The sequence below is a fragment of the Pseudomonas sp. LB1P83 genome, assembly GCF_054897885.1.
Genome location: NZ_CM142709.1, coordinates 5,884,289 through 5,903,371, shown reverse-complemented (window position 1 = coordinate 5,903,371; position 19,083 = coordinate 5,884,289). Strand labels below are relative to the sequence as shown.

The window sequence follows — 19,083 nt, the reverse complement described above, 5'->3', positions numbered from 1 at the left end:
GATCTTGCCAGACTAGCCGCGGTTCCAGTTGTCCGGGTTCGGCCACTGAACAAAGTGGTTCTAAAAAGAAAAATTTGGAGCATTACGCATGAAGGCATTAGGAAAAAAGCTTGCTGGCAAGACTCTCCTCGCCATGTCCCTGATGGGCATGATGGCGGGTGCGGTACAGGCGGACGACAAGGTGTTGCACGTCTATAACTGGTCCGACTACATCGCACCGGACACCATCAAGAAGTTCGAAACCGAGTCGGGCATCAAAGTTGTCTACGACGTATTCGACAGTAACGAAACCCTGGAAGCCAAGTTGCTGGCAGGCAAGTCCGGCTACGACATCGTCGTACCGTCGAACAACTTCCTGGCCAAGCAGATCAAGGCCGGCGTTTACCAGAAGCTGGACAAGTCCAAGCTGCCTAACTGGAAGAACCTGAACCCTGACCTGCTTAAAGCGGTGTCGGTGAGCGACCCGGGCAACGAACATGCTTTCCCGTACATGTGGGGCTCGATCGGTATCGGCTTCAACGCCGAGAAGGTCAAGGCTGCACTGGGTGCCGATGCACCCACCAATTCCTGGGACCTGCTGTTCAAACCCGAAAACGCCGCGAAGTTGAAATCGTGCGGTATCAGTTTCCTCGATTCGCCAACCGAGATGATTCCGGTGGCGTTGCACTACCTGGGCTATCCAACCGACAGCCAGGACAAAAAACAACTGGCCGAAGCTGAAGCACTGTTCCTGAAGATTCGTCCTTCGGTGGGCTACTTCCACTCGTCCAAGTACATCTCCGACCTGGCCAATGGCAACATCTGTGTCGCCGTGGGTTACTCGGGTGATATCTACCAGGCCAAGTCCCGCGCGGCTGAAGCCGGTGACAAGGTGAAAGTCAGCTACAACATTCCGAAAGAAGGTGCAGGCAGCTTCTACGACATGGTCGCCATCCCTAAAGATGCCGAAAACGTTGAAGGCGCCTACAAGTTCATGACCTTCCTGCAGAAGCCGGAAATCATGGCTGAAATCACCAACGCCGTGCGCTTCCCGAACGGTAACGCGGCCGCCACCCCATTGGTCGAAAAAGAAATCACCGCCGACCCAGGCATCTACCCGCCAGCGGACGTGCTGGCCAAGCTGTACGCGATCGCCGACTTGCCGGCCGCGACCCAGCGGATCCTGACGCGCAGCTGGACCAAGATCAAATCGGGTAAATAAGTAAAACCCTGTAGCAGCTGCCGAAGGCTGCGTTGAGGTCCGAAGGACCTCCGCTTTTTCAACAGCACAACTGCTCCGCAGTTGAACGCAGCCTGCGGCAGCTGCTACAGATCTCTATAAAGTTTGCTGGAACGGTTTTTCGAGGGTAAGTTGCGCGCCGGTTTTGTTGCTGGGCAGCCACGACTGTCATGTAACGCGGGGCAACTTGGGCCCAACTAATTTTAGAGGACCTCCACTTGCCTATTTTTTCTTTGTTGCGCAATGCCATGCTGGTCGGCGCCGGGCTGACACTCGCTGTCAGTGTTCAGGCGGCCGGCACTGTGCATATTTATAACTGGTCGGACTACATCGGCGAGACCACCCTGGCCGACTTCCAGAAAGAGACCGGCATCAAGCCGGTCTACGACGTGTTCGACTCCAACGAAACCCTGGAAGGCAAGTTGCTGGCCGGGCGTACCGGTTACGACGTGGTCGTGCCGTCGAACCACTTCCTTGGCAAGCAGATCAAGGCGGGTGCTTTCCAGAAACTCGACAAGTCCAAACTCACCAACTATTCCAACCTCGATCCGGTGTTGCTCAAGCGTCTTGAGCAAAACGATCCGGGTAACCTGTACGCCGTGCCGTACCTGTGGGGCACCAACGGCATCGGTTACAACGTCGACAAGATCAAGGCTGTGCTGGGCGTCGACAAGATCGATTCCTGGGCTGTGGTATTTGAACCGGAAAACATCAAGAAGCTGCACAGCTGCGGCGTGGCGTTCCTCGATTCCGCCGATGAAATGATGCCCGCCGTCCTCAACTACATGGACCTCAACGCCAACAGCACCAACCCCGAAGATTACAAAAAGGCCGAAGCCAAGTTGCTGGCGGTGCGGCCTTATGTAACTTACTTCCACTCCTCCAAGTACATCGCGGATCTGGCCAACGGCGATATCTGTATCGCGATCGGGTTTTCCGGCGACATGTTCCAGGCCAGAAATCGCGCGGCTGAAGCGAAGAAAGGCGTGAATATCGCCTACACGATTCCCAAAGAGGGCGGTGCGTTGTGGTTCGACATGCTGGCGATTCCGAAGGATTCGACCAACGTCAAAGAAGCCCACGCCTTCATCAACTATTTGTTGAAACCCGAGGTCATCGCACAAGTCAGTGATTCTGTTGGCTACGCGAACCCCAACCCTGGCTCGGACAAATTGATGGACCAGTCCATCCGCACCGACGAGTCGGTTTATCCACCGCAAGCCGTGCTCGACAAGACCTACGTGTCCGTCGAGTTACCACCAAACATTCAACGTTTGATGACCCGCAGCTGGACCAAGGTCAAGTCGGGTAAATAGCGACAAGGCTCAAACTATCCAAAGTTCGCTCACCTTGAGCGAACTGCACTCTTTTTTTTCTGGGAGTTTCGTAAATGGCAGTTGCCTCCGGCGCCTATAAGAAAGCCCTCGAGGGCGACCAGACACCTAAACAGGTGTTGGTCAAAATCGACCGGGTCACGAAGAAGTTCGACGAGACGATTGCCGTGGACGATGTGTCCCTGGAAATCAAGAAGGGCGAGATTTTCGCCCTGCTCGGCGGTTCGGGATCGGGCAAATCCACGTTGCTGCGCATGCTCGCAGGCTTCGAACGGCCCACGGAGGGGCGCATTTTCCTCGATGGCGTGGACATCACCGACATGCCGCCGTACGAGCGGCCGATCAACATGATGTTCCAGTCCTACGCCTTGTTCCCGCACATGACCGTGGCGCAGAACATCGCCTTCGGCCTCAAGCAGGACAAGCTGCCCGCCGCTGAAGTCGATGCGCGCGTGGCTGATATGCTCAAGCTGGTACAGATGAGCCAGTACGCCAAGCGCAAGCCGCATCAGTTGTCCGGTGGCCAGCGTCAGCGTGTGGCCCTGGCGCGTTCCCTGGCCAAGCGGCCGAAACTGTTGCTGCTCGACGAGCCGATGGGTGCGCTGGACAAGAAGCTGCGTTCGCAAATGCAACTGGAGCTGGTCGAGATCATCGAGCGGGTCGGCGTAACCTGCGTCATGGTGACCCACGACCAGGAAGAGGCCATGACCATGGCCGAGCGCATTGCGATCATGCACCTGGGCTGGATCGCCCAGATCGGCAGCCCGATCGACATCTACGAAACCCCGACCAGCCGCCTGGTCTGCGAGTTCATCGGCAACGTCAACATCTTCGACGGTGAAGTGATCGACGACGCCGAAGGCCACGCGACCATCACCTGCAAGGACCTGGACCGCCAGATCTACGTCGGCCACGGCATCAGCACCTCGGTGCAGGACAAATCCGTGACCTACGCGATCCGTCCGGAAAAACTGCTGGTGACGCCGGTCCAGCCAACCTGCGAATACAACTGGTCCAGCGGCAAGGTGCACGACATCGCCTACCTCGGCGGGCACTCGGTATTCTACGTCGAACTGCCGAGCGGCAAGATCGTCCAGTCGTTCGTGGCTAACGCCGAACGTCGTGGCCAGCGCCCAACCTGGGGTGACCAGGTTTACGTGTACTGGGAAGACGACAGCGGCGTGGTACTTCGCTCATGAACATGCGCAAGTTCAAACGCCGCCTCAATCGAATAATTCCCGGTGGCCGCCAACTGGTCATCGGGGTTCCGTTCATCTGGCTGTTCCTGTTCTTCATGTTGCCGTTCTTCATCGTCCTGAAGATCAGCTTCGCCGAAGCCGACGTGGCCATTCCGCCGTACACCGAGATTTACAGCTTCATCGACCAGAAGCTCCAGGTGCTGTTGAACCTGGGCAACTACGCGATGCTGGCCGGCGACGAGTTGTACATCGCCGCCTACCTTGGCTCGCTGAAGATGGCGCTGATCAGCACCGTCCTCTGTCTGCTGATCGGCTACCCGATGGCCTACGCCATTGCCAGTGCCCGTAAAGAGATGCAAACGGTGCTGGTGCTGCTGATCATGATGCCGACCTGGACCGCGATCCTGATCCGCGTGTATGCGTGGATGGGCATCCTCAGCAACAACGGTCTGCTCAACGGTTTCCTGATGACCATGGGCTGGATCGACGAGCCGTTGCAGATCCTCAATACCAACCTCGCCGTGTACATCGGCGTGGTGTATTCGTACCTGCCGTTCATGATCCTGCCGCTCTACGCCAACCTGGTGAAGCACGACAACAGTCTGCTGGAAGCCGCATCGGACCTGGGTTCGAGCACCTTCAACAGCTTTTGGAAGATCACCATTCCGCTGTCCAAGAACGGCATCGTCGCCGGTTGCATGCTGGTGTTCATTCCGGTCGTGGGTGAGTTCGTGATCCCGGAACTTCTGGGCGGTCCGGAAACCCTGATGATCGGTAAAGTCCTCTGGCAAGAGTTCTTCAATAACCGTGACTGGCCGGTGGCGTCTGCCCTGGCGGTGGTGATGCTGTTGATCCTGATTGTGCCGATCATCCTGTTCAACCGCAGTCAGGCCAAAGAAATGGAGGGTAAAGAATGAAGCGCTTCCGTTTCTCGAGTTTCATGCTGATCGCGGGGTTGCTGTTCATCTACGCGCCGATGCTGATCCTGGTGATCTACTCGTTCAACGCTTCCAAACTGGTGACGGTATGGGGCGGCTGGTCGATCAAGTGGTATGTCGGGTTGATGGACAACACGCAACTGATGGGCTCGGTGGTGCGCTCGCTGGAAATCGCCTGCTACACGGCGGTGGCGGCGGTGGCACTGGGTACGTTGGCGGCGTTCGTCCTGACCCGTATCACCCACTTCAAGGGTCGCACGCTGTTCGGTGGCCTGGTCACCGCGCCGCTGGTGATGCCCGAAGTGATCACCGGTCTGTCGCTGTTGCTGCTGTTCGTGGCGATGGCGCAGATGATCGGTTGGCCACAGGAGCGGGGCATCATCACCATCTGGATCGCCCACACCACGTTCTGTGCGGCGTATGTGGCGGTGGTGGTGTCGGCGCGGTTGCGTGAGCTGGATCTGTCCATCGAAGAGGCGGCCATGGACTTGGGGGCGCGGCCGTGGAAGGTGTTCTTCCTGATCACCATCCCGATGATCGCGCCATCTCTGGGGGCCGGCGGCATGATGTCCTTCGCCCTGTCCCTGGATGACCTGGTGTTGGCGAGCTTCGTGTCGGGGCCGGGTTCCACGACCTTGCCGATGGAAGTGTTCTCGGCGGTGCGTCTGGGGGTTAAACCTGAGATCAACGCCGTGGCCAGCCTGATTCTGCTGGCGGTATCGCTGATGACCTTCCTGGTCTGGTTCTTCAGCCGCCGTGCCGAAGAAGCGCGCAAGCGTGCGATCCAGCAGGCGATCGAAGAAAGCGCTGCCGATTCCTGGAAACAACCGGACGTGCGTCGCGCCCCAGCGCCGGAAGCGGCCTAAACGCAGTGCAGGGTTGACCACAACTGCGTGGCCAACCCAGATCCCATGTGGGAGTGAGCCTGCTCGCGATAGCGGACTGACATTCAACACCAATGTTGACTGTGACGCCGCCATCGCGAGCAGGCTCACTCCCACAGTTGTTTTAGGCGACCCAAGGCGATTTGCGGATGATCTCGACAAAGTTCATCGGCTTGAACCCCGGCTCGCTGTCCACCAGCACATCCGCGTTTACCGTGCCGAACGTGGTGTCCGGCTTGTGTTTGAAGCCATTGGCGAACGCACACAGAATGCATTCCTTGAACCCTTCGCCCCGTGGATGCGCATGCACCACCGCTTCACGTTGCACCGTGGAAAACGCGGCGTAGTCGATGCCCAGTACATCCATTTCCACACCGGCCGTGACCAGCGCAACGTTAGACCGCAAGTGCTGCGGCACACCCGGCGTGGTGTGCAGGGCAATCGACAACCACACTTGCTCGATATCGTCATCACTCAGGCCGTAAGGCTTGAGGAACGCTTTGGCGGCGTTGGCGCTATCGACTTCGAAGCGCTCGTTGTCCGTGCGATGACCTTCCACCAGGCCCAGGTCATGGAACATGGCGCCGACGTAGAGCATTTCCGGATCGTAGGCCAACTGCTTGCGCTCACCGCTCAGGGCACCGAACAGAAACACCCGGCGCGAGTGGTGGTAAAGCAGGTCGGACTCGGCGTCGCGAATGTATTCTGTGGTGGCCCGTGCCAACGCGCTGTCGGGGATTTTGATACCGGCAATGTTGCTGCTCATGGTGCTTTCCTCGTGGGGAACGCCGTGGCGGCGCTGATGGAGCAAGTCTGTTCCCGCCTCCCCAACCGGACAATCGATCCATGGCTGCGATCCCGGCCAATGAACAGGCATATCGCGCCAACCTCGCTTGTTGCGCCCGGATTGGCTAAGTTTGAATCCGGGTTGCACGCATGCCCTGTAGCAGCTGCCGAGTCTGCGAGGCTGCGTTCGGCTGCGAAGCAGTCGTAAAATCAGGCACTGCGTTCTTTCAGGGGAATCGCGTGCGCAGGGTTTACGACTGCTTCGCAGCCGAACGCAGCCTCGCAGGCTCGGCAGCTGCTACAGGTCGTGTGATGGCTCACAATTGAGGCGATTCCTGCCATGAGTAAAACCGTTGCCATCGTGGTGTTTGCAGGCGTCCAGTCGCTGGACGTCACTGGTCCCATGGATGTGTTTTCCGAAGCCAATCGTTTCCTCGAACCACAAGACCATTACCGCTTGGAGGTCATTGGCGTCGAGCGCGGGGTGATGCCGTGCTCCAACGGTTTGTCACTCAATGCTCATCGGCATTTCAGCGAAGCGCTGGACGCTTATGACTTGCTGCTGGTGGCCGGCGGGCCGCAGTTGCCGTTCCTGGATTTTGGCGCGGTGTTCGATACCTGGTTGCGTGATGCCTGCGCGCGGGCGCAACGGTTTGGCTCGATCTGCAACGGCGCGTTCATGCTGGCCCGGGCCGGATTGCTCGAAGGGCGGACAGTCACCACCCATTGGGGCGATGCAGCGGCGCTGGACACGTTGTGCCCGTCGACTCAGGTTGAAGCCGATCGCCTCTACGTTCAGGACGGCGAGCTGTTCACTTCGGCCGGGGTGACGGCGGGGATCGATTTGTCGTTGTACTTGCTCGCGCAGGACCACGGGCCGGAAGTGGCGTTGAGCGTGGCCAAGCGGCTGGTGGTGTTCACCCAGCGCTCGGGCGGGCAATCGCAGTTCAGCCCGTTCCTCACGCCCCACGCCGAACCAACGTCGGCGGTGGCGCTGGTGCAGCTCTACGTTCTGTCCAACCTCACCGGCGACTTGACCATTGCCGATCTGGCGAACGCCGCCAACATGAGCGCACGCAACTTTTCCCGGGTGTTCGCCAAGGAAGCGAAAATCACCCCGGCTGAATTCGTCGAGCGGGCGAGGGTGGATGCGGCGCGGGTGCTGCTTGAAAGCACCCATTCGCCGCTCAAGACAGTGGCGTATCAGTGCGGATTTCGCGATGCCCAGCATATGCGCACGGTGTTCAACCGCAGGTTGGGGGTGACGCCGCAGCAGTTCAGGCTGAATTTTGCAGCGATGGTTTGAGCAGGAATTTGTGTTGTCCTTGAGGGCCTCTTCGCGGGCAAGCCTCGCTCCTACAGGGGTATGCGGTCATCTGTAGGAGCGAGGCTTGCCCGCGAAGGCGTCAGCCCGGCCAGCAAAAATCTACGGCGCAGCCCGCGCCGGCAAGAACTTCAACGTACTGCGCGTATTGGCCGTGACTTCTTCGTCATTGAAATGCGCCTCGTAGTAAATCCCTTCGACATACGCTTCAGCCTGGTCGTCGTAGTGGTTGTTAAACGGCACGCCGCTCTGGCCGACCGGGTTGATGGTCAGGCTGTGGGCCGGGTCGGCAAAGTCGATCAGCCGCCGGGTCGACGGACCATAAGTCACGGGCCACGGTGCCGGGCCGATTTTGGCCGAGAGGTTGTTCGGCACTTCGTGGGTACCGGGCGCCGCGAACGGCCCGACGTTGAGGATCCGGTCCAGCGGCTTCTGCATGCCCAATGGATGACCGTGGGTCAGGGTGTGCGCCTTACCCCACTGCCATTGCGCGAAGTCGGCGCCAAGGGTGGTCTTGAGATGGACGATGCTCGCTTGCCAGGCCACTTTCACCGTGTCGGCGCGGGTTTCCTTGCCGAGGGTATTTCTGTTGTCCCACCACGGTGAATCGGCGGTCGCGGCGAGGCGTGGTAGTGCGGCGTCGATCACACGGGTCGAGAGCAGGGTCTCGAAAAAATCATTGCCCAGCTCATCGTGCATCGTCGCGTCGGCCAGGTTGAACAGGATCTGGTTGAACAGCGTGGCGCTGGTGGAATCCAGCGGGTAGTCGCCTTTCCATTGCGTCAGTTGCTCCACCAGTTTCAGCTCGGCGGGATCGCTGACCACTTCACGCAGCACCGGCAGCAGCGGCGCCAATAGACGCGGGCCGTAGGCGGTGGTGGTACTCAGTTGCAGCTTCTGGCTGGCCTCGTTGTCCCACTTCACGCTCTTGTCGCTGAGCTGGCGATTGAGTTGCTGGCCCCGGTCGGCGAGGTTGTAGTAACCGGGAATCTCCATGCCGGTCGGCGACACCGGTTGGAAGTTGGCCGAGACGATGTAGCCACGGGCCGGGTTTTCTTCCTGCGGGTTGGCGCTGAATGGGTAGAAACCTTCCTTGTCCGCCTGATGGGTGCTGCCGTCGAGGATGAAACCGGGCTTCACCCCGGCGGCGCGTTTGGGCAGCAGCGCCGAGGCCCACCAGCCGATGTCACCCTTGGCGTTGGCGTAAACGATGTTCAATCCCGGCGCCTGCACTTTGGCGGCTGCGGCGCGGGCCTTGGCCAAAGTGTCAGCGCGGTTGAGCTGGTAGAAGCCTTCAAGGATCGGGTTCGGCGTTTCAAGGAACGCCCACCACATGGCCACCGGCGTCTTGCCGGCGGCGGTGCCGAGTGCATCGTTGATGATCGGGCCGTGGGGCGATTGGCGCAGTGTAAGGGTGACCGACGCCTGGCCCTTCACCGCGATTTGCTGTTCGGTATTGACCATGTCGACCCATTTGCCGCGATACCAGACCTGGTTCGGGTTGTCCGGGTTGACCTTCTCGGCGATCAGGTCGAGGTCGTCGTTCTGGAACATCGTCAGGCTCCAGCCGAAATCCAGGTTGTGGCCGAGAAAGGCAAACGGCACCAGTGCCTGATGATGGCCGTACAGGTCGAAGCCCGGCGCCGACAGTTGCGCCTCGTACCACACCGATGGCACCGAGAAGCGAATGTGCGGGTCACCGGCCAGCAGCGGTTTGGCGCTTTTGCTGCGGTTGCCGGAAATCACCCAGGCGTTGCTGCCTTCGAATTGCGGCAGGCCGTTGTCGGCCAGGGCCTGCTCGCTCAGGCGGGCGAGGGCGTTCAGGTCTTTCCAGTCAGCGGCGGCGAGGGTGGGGCCGGGTGTTGAACGGGATTTGGACAATACACCTTTGGGCTGCCAGTCGAGGTCGAAAATGTTCAGGTACTCGGCGCCCAATTGGTCGCGCACAAACGTCAGCAAAGGTTCGGTGCGAAACGCGGCGGCAAAACTGTAAGCCATGTACCCGGCGACGCTGATGCTGTCTTCGGCGGTGAAAGGGCGCTTGTGGATGCCCAGCACGTCGAACTCCATGGGGGCCGCGTGAGTGTCCTGATATTGATTGATGCCATCCAGATAGGCTTCCAGCGCCTTCCACGCCGGTGACTGACGATCCAGCGCGGCCACGTAACTCTCGGCGCGCTCACGGATGCGCAGGCTGCGGAACAGTTTGTCGGTGTCGACCAGTTTCGGGCCGAGAATTTCTGCCAGCTCACCCCGGGCGAGACGGCGCATGGCTTCCATCTGGAACAAGCGGTCCTGGGCCTGCACATAGCCGAGGGTGCGGTAGAGGTCGGTTTCGTTCTCGGCGCGGATGTGCGGCACGCCGCGCTCGTCGTAGCGCACGGTCACTGAACCCTGAAGATGCTGCAACTCCACCTGGCCCTGGCGCGTCGGCTGCTTGATGTACACGTACCCGCCGACGCTGATGACGAGCGTGACGATCAGCAATACCAGTACGGTCAGGACGCGTTTCATGGTGACTCCTTGTTCTTCGGGATTGCCGCCCGTGCGGGCTGCAAACATGTAGCACAGACCTTCTGTGCCGGGCATCGCGGTCCTGGAAAAGTCAGGATTGCCTTACTTCACTTCCTCCGGCCAAGGGCAGTAGCAGCCGACCGCCAGCGTATGGGTGGCGCCCACTGCACGACCTTCGCTGAGTGCTTGCAGGATGGGTTCGATAAAGCTGTTGTTCGAATTGCAGGTCAGGCCTTCGCTGTACGGACCGAAATACGCCAGTTTGCCGCTGCGGTCCCAGATCGCCACCGCCGGGCTGGCGGGGATCTGTTCGGAACCCGGGAGCACGGTGATGGTTTTCAGGCTGCTCAGGGTGCTGGGCAACTGGCCGTGGCTGCCGGGTTTTTGTACTGCGTAAAACTCCACGCCTTGCGGTACGTAGTGCTCAACCAGTTCGGTCAGGTGTTGTTGGTTGCCGACATTGCACGGGCAGGCCGGATCCCAGAAATGCACCAGGCGAATGGCGCCGGGGCCGGCCAGTTCGTCGGGCAGGCGCAGCGGATCGCCGGAAAATAGCGCGGTGTGTGAACTGAAGGCGCGCAGGTAGCGTCCCTGAAACCAGTCATAGGCCGCCCACAAGACGCCGGCACACACGAGGGCGAGCAGGCTGGCAAGCAGTGTGGTGCGGTAGGCCGGACGCATGGGTTTCAATCCTCGAAGGTCGGCTAGCTTGCCATGCTTGCCGCGACAGATGAATATCGCAGGCCCATAAAGTCTGTTTAGCGCTCTGGAATAGTTCATGTCTGCCACTTTCGACCCCGATCATTTGCGCGCCAGCCTGCGGCCACTGGCCGAGTGGCAGCCGCTTTCGGTGGAAGCGCTGGCCTATCAGCGGTTCTACGGTCTGGATTTTCCGGGGCGAACGCAGCGCTGCGGGTTGGGGCGTTTCGAGGTCGATGGCTATGAAGTGGCCAGTCAGGTCTGGTGGCCCGAGCAGGCGAAGGCCACGCTGTTTCTGTTCCACGGCTTCTACGACCACACCGGGCTTTACCGGCATGTGATCGAGTGGGCGCTGGATCAGGGCTTTGCGGTGATTGCCTGCGACTTGCCGGGGCACGGTCTGTCCAGCGGTGAACGGGCGAGCATCAAGGATTTCGCTGAGTATCAGCACACGCTGCAAGGGTTGCTTGCCGAGGCGCAATCGCTGGACCTTCCGCAGCCTTGGCATCTGTGCGGGCAGAGTACTGGCGGAGCGATTGTGATCGATCACGTGCTCAACCAGGGCGCGAACAGTCCGGCGCAAGGCCAGGTGATTCTGTTGTCACCACTCGTTCGGCCGCGCGCCTGGGGTTGGTCGCAACTCAGTTATTACCTGCTCAAGCCTTTCGTCAAAGCCATCGCCCGGCGTTTCAGCGAGAACTCCAACGACCCTGACTTCTTGCCGTTCCTGCAAGCCGATCCGTTGCAACCGCTACGACTGCCAACGGCCTGGGTCGGCGCGTTGGCGCGGTGGATCAAGCGAATCGAGGCGGCGCCGAACAGTCCACGGCGACCGCTGATTGTGCAGGGGCAGGCGGACATGACGGTGGACTGGGAGCATAACCTTGAGGTGTTGAAGGCCAAATTCGATCGGCCGCAGGTGCTGATGTTGCCAGAGGCGCGGCATCATTTGGCGAATGAGACGGAGGAGATGCGGCGGGAGTATTTCGGGTTTCTGAGCAAGCGGATTAAAGGCCGGAATCTTTAGCGATTGTTCCGGCCCCTTCGCGGGCAAGTCGGGTCGCCGCACCGCTCGCTCCTACAGGTCATGCTCGAACCCTGTAGGAGCGAGCGGTGCGGCGACCCGACTTGCCCGCGAAGGCGATGTACCAGGCGCTGAAAATTATGGGTTGAGATTCGAGGTGCTTTGCCCCACCGCCAACCCCGCCCGAATCGCCGCCAACGCGGCCTGGTAATACGCCTTGCCCTCGGTGGACTCGGCAAACGTGGCGAACTCTTCCAGTTCTTCATCCGACAAGTCGCGATAGACATACAACAACGTGTTGTTCAGATCAGCCCCGATCTGGTCCATCAAGCGCTGGCGCTGTCCGTTCAACATGCCCTGCGCCTGTCCACCACCGAGCAAACCGGGGATCATCGAACTCAGGCTGTCAGCCGCGACGCCGGCAATCGCCAGGCTGACTTCCGCGCCGGCCTCGCGAGCGGGCAGGGCCTGGGCCAGATGACCGATGATCAGCATGCGGCTGTCGCTGGCTTGAATCTTGGGTAAACCCTTGGCGTTTTTCGCCAACTGATCGCGACGGGTCGCCAGCAGTTCGGCGGCGACGATTTTCTTGCCCAAGGGTGATTGAAAGAAGGCCAGTGCGGGTTTCGGATCGGAGAGGCTTTTGCGCAATTGCGCTTCGGCGCGTTGGTCCACGGCCTGGGGGGCGAAACGTTGATTGCTGTTGTTCACCAGGGCCTGAAACACTGCCGGTGGCAGGCTGTTCTGGTAGCGCTGCTGGGCGGCTGAGAGGGCGTCGTTAAAATGCGCGCGCTGATCTGGCCAACCGGCGACCTTGTATAACTGGTCGTGGCCGTCTGCCCAAGCGGGCAAAACACAGAGCATCAGCAGTGAAAAAAGCAAACGGCGCATAGGGACTCCTGTCAGCAGGCGACTATTCTCCGTGCGGCTTTCGTACTTGTCGAGAATTCGTATCAGTAATCCGACAAATCCTCCGCTGCGCGGCTCTGTCGGATTTGCAGGCACAGGAATACTATGCGCGCCATGCAAATATCCTCTGATCACCCGCTGCTGTTACGTATCGTCGACGACCTGGCCGAGCGCGGCTGGTCGCAGCAGAATATTTTCCTGCCTCTGGGTCTGACCCGGGAACTGGCGGCTGAGTGCCGTAAACGTGCAGCCGAGGGCGAATTGGCCCCGGCGGCCGTGGGGCGCGGGCCGACGTCGGAGATTCGCGAGGGGATTCGCGGCGACCACATTCAGTGGATCGAACCGGGACAGGCCCAAGCATGTGACCGTTATCTGGGCTTGATGGACAGCCTGCGTGAGGCGATGAATCGCGGGCTGTTTCTAGGCCTGGAAGATTTCGAAAGCCATTTCGCGCTGTACCCGCCCGGTGCGTTTTACCTCAAGCATGTCGATCGTTTTCGTGATGATGACCGGCGCATGGTCTCGGCAGTGATCTATCTCAATGACGCCTGGCTGCCCGAACACGGTGGCCAGTTGCGCATGTACCTGGATGAAGGCGTCGAACACGACGTGGTGCCCACCGGCGGATGCCTGGTGGTGTTCCTGTCGGGCGAGGTGCCCCACGAAGTCCTGCCCGCGATCCGGGATCGCCTGTCGTTGACGGGCTGGTTTCGGCGTCGTGGTAACGAGCCGTTCTGATCATGCAGAAAATTCTGGTAAGCCGCTGTCTGCTGGGCCACCGCGTGCGTTACGACGGCGGCGCGAGCGGGCCGTTCGATCAGCTTCAACAGTGGATCGACGAAGGTCGAGTGGTGCCGTTGTGTCCGGAAGTGGCCGGTGGTTTGCCGACGCCCAGGGCCGCAGCGGAAATTCCGGGCGGGCAGGGTGGTGAAGTGCTGGATGGCCACGCCTCTGTAATGACTGCCGAGGGCGAGGATGTCAGCGCCGCGTTTCTTTCGGGGGCTTATCAGGCGTTGGAACTGGTGCGAGAGCATGGCATCCGGATTGCGGTGCTCAAGGCCAACAGCCCTTCCTGCGGGAATGTGCTGACGTATGACGGGAGCTTCAGCGGCGTGAAGGTCAATGGCGAAGGGGTGACGGCGGCGTTGCTCAAGCGCAATGGCGTGCAGGTCTTCAGTGAGCTGGAGTTGGTTGAGGCAGTGGTGGCTTTGGATGCATTGGGCTGATCCAGAATTCATCCCCTCACCCTAACCCTCTCCCCAGGGGGCGAGGGGACTGACCGAGGTGTCAGACGCTATCCATCGACCTGAAAGATCGAGTCGATTATGGATTCAACACAAAGACTTTCAGGTCGCAAAATTTCTACAGATCCCCACGGTCAGTCCCCTCGCCCCCTGGGGAGAGGGTTAGGGTGAGGGGCGGGATCTAAAGAGCAACAAAACTCTTAAGGCTTGGGCGCCACGCTCGTGTCCGCCCCAAACCACTTCTGCTCCAGTGCCTCCAGCCGCCCATCCGCCTTGATCCGTTGCAGCGCATTCTCCAGGCTCGCGTGAAATGCCGGGTTGCCCTTCTGAAACGGAATCGCCAGGTCCACGGCTGGGGCCGCTTTCGGCTTTTCTTCCGTCAGCGACTGCACCAGCAGCATTGACCGTGGCTCTTCTTCTTTCTGCGCGATCAATTGCGCATTGGTGTGAATGTAAGGCTCGGTGAAGTCGAAACGATCCTTCAGTTCCGGGGTCATTGCTATGTGGTTGATGGCGATGTCGTACTTGCCGGTTTCAACACCAGGCAACAGATCGCTGGAATCGGTGACGACAAAGTCGGCCCGCACATCCAGTTCGTTGGCCAGCAGTTGGCCCAATTCGACTTCGAAGCCGGTGAGTTTGCCGTCGTCCTTGAAATTGAAAGGCGGTGTATTAGCCTCAAGAGCAATGCGCAATTCGCCACGATCGAAGACATCGTCAATCAGTTCGGCATGAGCCAAAGGGCTCAAAAGGGGTAGCAGGCAGATCAGGCCAGGCAAAAAGCGCATGGTCACTCCTTTGAATTCATTATCGCGACGCTCAGTTCAGGCTCGCTTTGCTATGGTTGTCGAGATCCTTCGACAACGAATGGCCGTGAAGTTGTCTCGGCCACGCGGATTTTACGGAAAAACTGGAGAAGAGAATGAAAACGTTTATGTCACGTGCAGCATTGGCTGGCCTATTGATGGGCGTTTCGGTGCTGGCCAGTGCTGCAACGCCTGCCCCCAAAGGGGCCGAAGTGTCCATCGTTTCTCCTGAAGATGGTGCTACTGTCCCGCAAACTTTCAAGATTAAATTCGCTGTTGAGAACGTTGCGTTGGCGCCAGCGGGCGATACCACCAAGAATACTGGCCACCACCATTTGCTGGTCGATGCCAAGGATGTAGTTGCAGCAGGGGCAGTCATCCCGGCAGATGCCAATCACGTTCATTTCGGCAAGGCGCAGACAGAAACCGAGCTGACGCTGACACCTGGCAAGCACACCTTGCAGTTGGAGTTGGGCGACATGAACCATATGGCCTTCGATCCACCGATCGTGTCAGAGAAAATCACCGTCAACGTTAAATGACAGTGTAGTACCCATGAAAAAGGAGCCCCGAAGGGCTCCTTTTTTTGTCGCTCAAGTCGCTATCAGAACAACACGCGGCAACGAATGGTGCCGTTGATGTGCTGCAGCTTCTCTTGGGCAATTTCCGAGTAATCGGCGTCGACGTCGATGACCACGTAGCCGACTTTCTCGTTGGTCTGCAGGAACTGACCGGAGATGTTGATGCCGTTTTCGGCGAAGACCTTGTTGATCTCGCTCATCACACCCGGAATGTTCTCGTGGATGTGCAGCAGACGGTGCTTGCCAGGGTGAGCCGGCAGAGCCACTTCCGGGAAGTTCACCGACGATACCGAGGTACCGTTGTCGCTGTACTTGACCAGTTTCTCTGCCACTTCCAGACCGATGTTGGCCTGCGCTTCTGCGGTGGAACCGCCGATGTGCGGGGTCAGGATCACGTTGTCCAGGCCACGCAGCGGGCTTTCGAACTCTTCGTCGTTGGAGCGAGGCTCCACCGGGAACACGTCGATGGCCGCGCCGATCAGGTGTTTGTCCTTGATCGCGTCTGCCAAAGCTTGCAGTTCGACGACCGTGCCGCGAGCGGCGTTGATCAGGATGCCGCCCTTCTTGATGGCGCGGATTTCCTTCTCGCCGATCATCCACTGGGTCGCAGCGGTTTCCGGAACGTGCAGGGTGACGATGTCGGACATGCCCAGCAGCTCGGTCAGGTTGCCGACCTGAGTGGCGTTGCCCAATGGCAGCTTGGTCACGGTGTCGTAGAAGTACACCTGCATGCCCAGGCCTTCAGCCAGGACCGACAGTTGAGTACCGATCGAGCCGTAACCGACGATGCCCAGCTTCTTGCCGCGGATCTCGAAGGAGTTGGCTGCGCTCTTGATCCAGCCGCCACGGTGGCAGGAAGCGTTTTTCTCAGGAATGCCGCGCAGCAACAGGATCGCTTCGGCCAGCACCAGCTCGGCAACGGAGCGAGTGTTGGAGTACGGAGCGTTGAACACCGCAATACCGCGTTCGCGAGCTGCGTTCAGGTCGACCTGGTTGGTGCCGATGCAGAAACAGCCGACAGCGACCAGTTTCTTCGCGTGATCGAAGATCTCTTCGGTCAGTTGAGTGCGGGAGCGAATGCCGATGAAGTGCGCATCAGCGATCTTTTCCTTCAGCTGGGCTTCCGGCAGAGAACCTGTGAGGTACTCGATGCTGGTGTAGCCCGCCGACTTGAGAACGTCGACAGCCGATTGGTGGACGCCTTCGAGAAGAAGGAACTTGATCTTGCTCTTATCGAGAGAAGTCTTGCTCATCTGCGTAAACCTGTATCCCGGAGAAAAATGGCAGGAAATGGTCAACAGATGCTGACCCCGACGGCAACAATGCCGTCGCCGCAGAACAGCCGTTGGGCACTATGCTGCGGGGTCGGTATGCTAGCATATGCACCCCGCTAAACACTCATTCCTGCGACGTGAAGCGTTCTCAGGATGACCATGAATTGTTCGAGAGTTCTGTCGATGACCAATCCTGCCCTGATTGAAGAGCTGAAGACCCTGGTTGAGCCTGGTAAGGTCCTGACCGATGCCGACTCCCTGAATGCTTACGGTAAGGATTGGACCAAGCATTTCGCCCCGGCCCCAACGGCCATCGTGTTTCCCAAGACCACTGAGCAGGTCCAGGCCATTGTGCGTTGGGCCAATGAGCACAAAGTGGCGCTGGTGCCGTCCGGCGGTCGCACCGGGCTGTCCGCTGCTGCCGTGGCCGCCAATGGCGAAGTCGTTGTGTCCTTCGACTACATGAACCAGATTCTCGACGTGAACATGACTGACCGCACGGTTGTGTGCCAGCCGGGCGTGGTGACCGAGCATCTGCAGAACGTCGCCGAAGAAAAAGGCCTGTACTACCCAGTGGACTTCGCTTCGGCAGGTTCGAGCCAGATTGGCGGCAACATCGGCACCAATGCCGGCGGGATCAAGGTTATTCGCTACGGCATGACCCGCAACTGGGTGGCGGGCATGAAAGTCGTCACCGGCAAGGGCGATCTGCTGGAGCTGAATCGCGATCTGATCAAGAACGCCACCGGCTACGACCTGCGTCAGCTGTTCATCGGCGCGGAAGGCACTCTTGGATTTGTGGTCGAAGCGACCATGCGCCTGGACCGTGCGCCAAAAAACCTCACCGCAATGGTCCTCGGCACCGCCGATTTCGACTCGATCATGCCGGTGCTGCACGCGTTCCAGAGCAAACTCGACCTGACCGCCTTCGAATTCTTCTCCGACAAAGCCTTGGCCAAGGTCATGGCGCGCGGCGACGTGCCGGCGGCGTTTGAAACCGATTGCCCGTTCTACGCGCTGCTGGAATTCGAAGCGACGACTGAAGAAGTGGCCAACCACGCCCTGGAAACCTTCGAACACTGCGTCGAGCAGGGCTGGGTGCTGGACGGCGTGATGAGCCAGAGCGAAACCCAGTTGCAGAACCTGTGGAAGCTGCGCGAATACATCTCCGAAACCATCTCCCACTGGACGCCGTACAAGAACGACATTTCGGTCACTGTGTCGAAAGTCCCGGCATTCCTGAAGGAAATCGACGCGATCGTCGGCGAACACTACCCGGACTTCGAAATCGTCTGGTTCGGCCACATCGGCGACGGCAACCTGCACTTGAACATCCTCAAGCCAGAAAATCTGAGCAAGGACGAGTTCTTCGCCAAGTGCGCGACCGTCAACAAGTGGGTGTTCGAAACCGTCGAGAAGTACAACGGCTCGATTTCCGCCGAACACGGCGTGGGCATGACCAAGCGTGATTACTTGACCTACAGCCGCTCGCCGGTTGAGATCGAGTACATGAAAGCCGTCAAAGCGGTATTCGACCCGAACGGCATCATGAACCCGGGCAAGATCTTCGCTGTTTGATTTTCGAATTTAAGCGCTACGAACCAGGAGTCGGTCCATGAGCTATCAGCACCAGTATGTCGACGGTACGCGTATTCACTTCCCGCTCGGGAAGGTGGTGTGCATCGGCCGCAACTACGCCGAACACGCCAAGGAACTGGACAACCCGGTGCCTACAGAGCCGCTGTTGTTCATTAAGCCGGGCAGTTGCGTAGTGCCGCTGGAAGACAGTTTCAGTATTCCGACCGAGCGTGGCTCGGTGCATTACGAAGCGGAAATCGCGGTGTTGATCGGCAAGCCTTTGTCGACCAAGCCCAGCCGTGAAGAAGTGCTGGATGCCATCTCCGGTTTCGCGCCGGCCCTGGACCTGACCCTGCGTGACAAACAGGCCGAGCTGAAATCCAAGGGACTGCCCTGGGAAATCGCCAAGTCTTTCGACGGTGCGGCGGTGATTGCTCCGTTCGTGTCCGGCAGCACCTTTGCCGACCTGACCGACATCGGCATCCGCCTGACCATCAATGGCGAAGTGCGCCAGGATGGCAACAGCAGCGCCATGCTCAACCCGATCGTGCCGATGATCCAGCACATGGCCGGCTGCTTCTCGCTGCAGGCCGGTGACGTGATCCTGACCGGCACGCCGGTGGGCGTTGGTCCGCTGAATGTCGGTGATGAACTGGTGATCGAACTGCCGGGCGCCAGCAGCTTCACCAGCAGCGTCCGCTAGCCGAAACACTGCAATACCCTGTGGGAGTGAGCCTGCTCGCGATAGCGGTCTGTCATCCAACTTAAAT

18 protein-coding genes are annotated in these 19,083 nt (G+C 59.4%); 12 read left to right on the top strand and 6 right to left on the bottom strand.

Annotation, left to right across the window (positions count from 1 at the left end; genetic code table 11):
- The first annotated feature begins 88 nt into the window (after nt 1-88).
- The 5 genes from ACYZTY_RS27150 to ACYZTY_RS27130 all read left to right on the top strand — a co-directional run bounded on the left by ACYZTY_RS27150 (nt 89) and on the right by ACYZTY_RS27130 (nt 5,556).
- Nucleotides 89-1,201, top strand: a complete 1,113-nt coding sequence (locus tag ACYZTY_RS27150; RefSeq protein WP_131061048.1) for a polyamine ABC transporter substrate-binding protein — start codon at nt 89-91, stop codon at nt 1,199-1,201.
- 236 nt (nt 1,202-1,437) lie between these two features.
- Nucleotides 1,438-2,535: a polyamine ABC transporter substrate-binding protein gene (locus ACYZTY_RS27145; RefSeq protein WP_461956198.1), complete on the top strand. Its 1,098-nt coding sequence runs from the start codon at nt 1,438-1,440 to the stop codon at nt 2,533-2,535.
- Nucleotides 2,536-2,609: 74 nt separating this feature from the next.
- Complete coding sequence (locus ACYZTY_RS27140; RefSeq protein WP_461956197.1) at nt 2,610-3,752, top strand: ABC transporter ATP-binding protein; 1,143 nt, start codon at nt 2,610-2,612, stop codon at nt 3,750-3,752.
- A gap of 35 nt (nt 3,753-3,787) precedes the next feature.
- Nucleotides 3,788-4,669, top strand: coding sequence for an ABC transporter permease subunit (locus ACYZTY_RS27135; protein ID WP_178082364.1), 882 nt, complete (start codon nt 3,788-3,790; stop codon nt 4,667-4,669).
- Entirely contained in the window at nt 4,666-5,556 is an 891-nt protein-coding gene (locus ACYZTY_RS27130) for an ABC transporter permease subunit (protein ID WP_461956196.1), read from the top strand. Before ACYZTY_RS27135 ends, ACYZTY_RS27130 begins: the two co-directional genes overlap by 4 nt.
- A 142-nt stretch (nt 5,557-5,698) precedes the next feature.
- Here the strand turns inward: ACYZTY_RS27130 and ACYZTY_RS27125 are convergent, their stop codons facing one another.
- Nucleotides 5,699-6,340 carry an HD domain-containing protein gene (locus ACYZTY_RS27125; RefSeq protein ID WP_461956195.1) on the bottom strand — a complete coding sequence of 214 codons (642 nt, stop codon included), beginning with the start codon at nt 6,338-6,340 and terminating at the stop codon, nt 5,699-5,701.
- Nucleotides 6,341-6,700: 360 nt separating this feature from the next.
- Here ACYZTY_RS27125 and ACYZTY_RS27120 point away from each other — a divergent pair, with 360 nt between their 5' ends.
- Entirely contained in the window at nt 6,701-7,666 is a 966-nt protein-coding gene (locus ACYZTY_RS27120; protein ID WP_461956194.1) for a GlxA family transcriptional regulator, read from the top strand.
- Between the two features lie 120 nt (nt 7,667-7,786).
- Here ACYZTY_RS27120 and ACYZTY_RS27115 read toward each other — a convergent pair whose 3' ends face one another.
- Complete coding sequence (locus ACYZTY_RS27115; RefSeq protein WP_461956193.1) at nt 7,787-10,198, bottom strand: penicillin acylase family protein; 2,412 nt, start codon at nt 10,196-10,198, stop codon at nt 7,787-7,789.
- A gap of 102 nt (nt 10,199-10,300) precedes the next feature.
- Nucleotides 10,301-10,879 (bottom strand): DUF6436 domain-containing protein, encoded by a 579-nt coding sequence (locus ACYZTY_RS27110; RefSeq protein WP_461956192.1) that lies wholly within the window; start codon nt 10,877-10,879, stop codon nt 10,301-10,303.
- Between the two features lie 97 nt (nt 10,880-10,976).
- Here ACYZTY_RS27110 and bipL point away from each other — a divergent pair, with 97 nt between their 5' ends.
- On the top strand, nt 10,977-11,924 hold the full coding sequence (gene bipL / locus ACYZTY_RS27105; RefSeq protein ID WP_461956191.1) for a phospholipase BipL: 948 nt from the start codon (nt 10,977-10,979) through the stop codon (nt 11,922-11,924).
- Nucleotides 11,925-12,059: 135 nt separating this feature from the next.
- Here bipL and ACYZTY_RS27100 read toward each other — a convergent pair whose 3' ends face one another.
- Nucleotides 12,060-12,812 (bottom strand): DUF2059 domain-containing protein, encoded by a 753-nt coding sequence (locus tag ACYZTY_RS27100; RefSeq protein ID WP_461956190.1) that lies wholly within the window; start codon nt 12,810-12,812, stop codon nt 12,060-12,062.
- Nucleotides 12,813-12,935: 123 nt separating this feature from the next.
- Here ACYZTY_RS27100 and ACYZTY_RS27095 point away from each other — a divergent pair, with 123 nt between their 5' ends.
- Together ACYZTY_RS27095 and ACYZTY_RS27090 are read left to right on the top strand one after the other, a co-directional pair.
- A complete protein-coding gene (locus tag ACYZTY_RS27095) occupies nt 12,936-13,568 on the top strand; it encodes a 2OG-Fe(II) oxygenase (protein ID WP_461956189.1) in 633 nt (210 codons plus the stop codon).
- A gap of 2 nt (nt 13,569-13,570) precedes the next feature.
- Nucleotides 13,571-14,056 (top strand): 2-thiouracil desulfurase family protein, encoded by a 486-nt coding sequence (locus tag ACYZTY_RS27090; protein ID WP_461956188.1) that lies wholly within the window; start codon nt 13,571-13,573, stop codon nt 14,054-14,056.
- A 218-nt stretch (nt 14,057-14,274) separates the two neighbouring features.
- On the opposite strand, the gene ACYZTY_RS27085 is transcribed toward ACYZTY_RS27090, so the two are convergent.
- Nucleotides 14,275-14,862 (bottom strand): transporter substrate-binding domain-containing protein, encoded by a 588-nt coding sequence (locus ACYZTY_RS27085; RefSeq protein ID WP_461956187.1) that lies wholly within the window; start codon nt 14,860-14,862, stop codon nt 14,275-14,277.
- Between the two features lie 134 nt (nt 14,863-14,996).
- Between ACYZTY_RS27085 and ACYZTY_RS27080 the strand changes: the two genes are divergently transcribed.
- A complete protein-coding gene (locus ACYZTY_RS27080; protein WP_403107571.1) occupies nt 14,997-15,422 on the top strand; it encodes a DUF4399 domain-containing protein in 426 nt (141 codons plus the stop codon).
- A gap of 62 nt (nt 15,423-15,484) precedes the next feature.
- Here ACYZTY_RS27080 and serA read toward each other — a convergent pair whose 3' ends face one another.
- A complete protein-coding gene (gene serA, locus ACYZTY_RS27075; protein WP_415758711.1) occupies nt 15,485-16,714 on the bottom strand; it encodes a phosphoglycerate dehydrogenase in 1,230 nt (409 codons plus the stop codon).
- A 204-nt stretch (nt 16,715-16,918) separates the two neighbouring features.
- Here serA and ACYZTY_RS27070 point away from each other — a divergent pair, with 204 nt between their 5' ends.
- Entirely contained in the window at nt 16,919-18,313 is a 1,395-nt protein-coding gene (locus ACYZTY_RS27070) for an FAD-binding oxidoreductase (protein WP_461956186.1), read from the top strand.
- Nucleotides 18,314-18,350: 37 nt separating this feature from the next.
- Complete coding sequence (locus ACYZTY_RS27065) at nt 18,351-19,016, top strand: fumarylacetoacetate hydrolase family protein (RefSeq protein WP_461956185.1); 666 nt, start codon at nt 18,351-18,353, stop codon at nt 19,014-19,016.
- Nucleotides 19,017-19,083: the final 67 nt, after the last annotated feature.